2 protein-coding genes are annotated in these 1975 nt (G+C 67.3%); both read right to left on the reverse strand.

The genetic code is table 11. The features are described 5' to 3' along the window. The coding region (locus FJ251_15870) for a hypothetical protein (protein MBM4119179.1) at window positions 1-179 on the reverse strand (179 nt) is incomplete at its 3' end. A gap of 216 nt (window positions 180-395) precedes the next feature. Further along, on the reverse strand, window positions 396-1975 hold a 1580-nt coding region (locus FJ251_15875), incomplete at its 5' end, for a phospholipid carrier-dependent glycosyltransferase (GenBank protein MBM4119180.1).

Below are 1975 nucleotides of genomic sequence, written 5' to 3' on the forward strand. Positions count from 1 at the left end.
AAGACCCAGCGGCCGCCGGGCTTGAAGTCGAAGGTCGCGAAAGTGTTCGTGAAGCCGCTGGGTCCCCACCACTGGGCGAGTTGCTCTGCCTGCGCGAAGGCGGCGAAGACGCGGCTCGGCGTCGCCGTGAGAACGCGCTCGGTGCGGAAGGCCGCACTCGGGACTTGTGGCGTGGACATCGGCGACTCCTTTGCGGCGCGGGAAAACGCTGGAGGATGCGGGGAGAGCGGGCGGCAGGCAAGCGCAGGCCGGCAGGAGCGAGGTCCTTCCCGCGGACCCTCGCGACGAACTATCCGGGAACTCCGGATAGTTCGCCTACCGCGATCTCGTCCTGCTCGCATGGTATGGGGAAGCGCTCGCACTCCGCCGGCACGAGGGCTGGTTCGGCATGGCGATCAACCGTCTGGGCCGTCCAGCTCAGCCCGCGCGGTGCGGAAGCGCTCCTTCAACTCGGGGGTCGCTGTGCGCCGAATCATGTCGTCGAGGAAGGCGGCCGCCTGCTCCTTCTCTCCGGCCTGAACCATGCACTCGGCGGCGCGCAGCACCACGGCTCGCAGGGAGCTCGCGCGCTTGAACGGATAACGCAGTGCCAGACGATAGCTCTCGAGCGCAGCGTGGGGATGCTTCAAGGTCTCGAAGAGCAGGCCCATCTCCAGGAAGAAGAGCTCCTCTGAGCCAGTCGGAGCACCGCCTTCCACGCGAACGGGCGCGAGGGGAAGGAAGGCACTTCGCTTCGCGAGCGGGAGCGCGAGGCCAGGGCTGCGGTAGATGCGCAGCTCAGGTCCGGCGCCTTCCTTCGGGCTGAACCGCTGCACCAAGTCGTACTCGGCATCGAGTTGCCGATAGAAGGTAAGTTGGGCGGCGAAACGCTCGGGCTCGCGCTCATAGCGGCTGCTCACGGAGCCGGACGTGATCAGATAGTCGGCATTCCGATAGAGGGCGAGGTCGTAGAAGACGGCCGTGCGCTCGGGCATCACCTGGAAGAGCGGCATGAGCAGCAATCCGAAGTAGGGCTGCCCGTCCATCAGGCGATCGATGGCAGCCGCCGTCTCCGGCGCGCACTTGAGCTTCATCTGCGGCGCGTAGATCTCAGGCCCGTACTGTTCGCTGACGATGAAGGACCCCGCTGGCACGTTCGCGGCTACCCACTTCGAGGCGAGCAGCCGCGTGTCCTGCTCGAGCGCCCGGTGCAGGCGCGAAGTCTCGCCTGGAACGCGCAGGAGCGTGGCAAGCAAGAGCGCGCCGGCGGCGAGGAGTGCGGCGCGGCGCCAAGCCACACCAGGGATTCGCCGGGGGAGTTCCAGTGCAGCGTAGGCGATGAGAAGCAGCGCGAGTGGCCATAGCGGCAATAGATAGCGCTCGGCATGCAGTCGAGCGCCGACCAGCACTGCGAGATAGACCAACGAGAACAGCGCAGGCGGCAGCGAAGCGCGCCCTCGCTTGAGCACGAGTGCGAGCGCGCCGGTAAGAAGGAGCAGGATGGCCGGCCACCCGAGCAAACCGCTGCGCAGGGAGTCCAGGTAGAAGCGCCAACCCGAAGCGGTGGACTCCCCGAAGTGCCCCATCTGAACGTGGAGCCGTTCGTCGGCGAGATCCCGCAGGGCGGCCTGGTGATCGAGGAGGACATAGGGCGAGGTGAGCGCAAAGGCCAGGGCGGCCGCCAGAGTGGCCGCGCCGGCCCAAGTCGCTATCCGCTTCCAACCTGGCTTCGGCAGCGAGAGCAGGATTGCAGCAGGCACAGTAGGCAGCAACAGTGCGCCCGGGTACTTCACCGAGGCCGCAATGCCGATGAGCGCACCCGCTGCAGCGCTCCGACGCAGGCAAGGGGCGCGCTGGAGACGCGCGCAGGCCAGGAGCCCGAGGACCACGAGCAACGTGAGCAGAATGTCGACCTCGACCATCTGCGAACGAGAGATGTGGTAGGGATTCACCGCGAGCAGCCCGGCGCCGAGGAGGCCCACTCGGCGGCTGGTGA

It is taken from the genome of bacterium, from assembly GCA_016873475.1.
In the GTDB taxonomy this organism is placed as follows: Bacteria; Krumholzibacteriota; Krumholzibacteriia; order JACNKJ01; family JACNKJ01; genus VGXI01.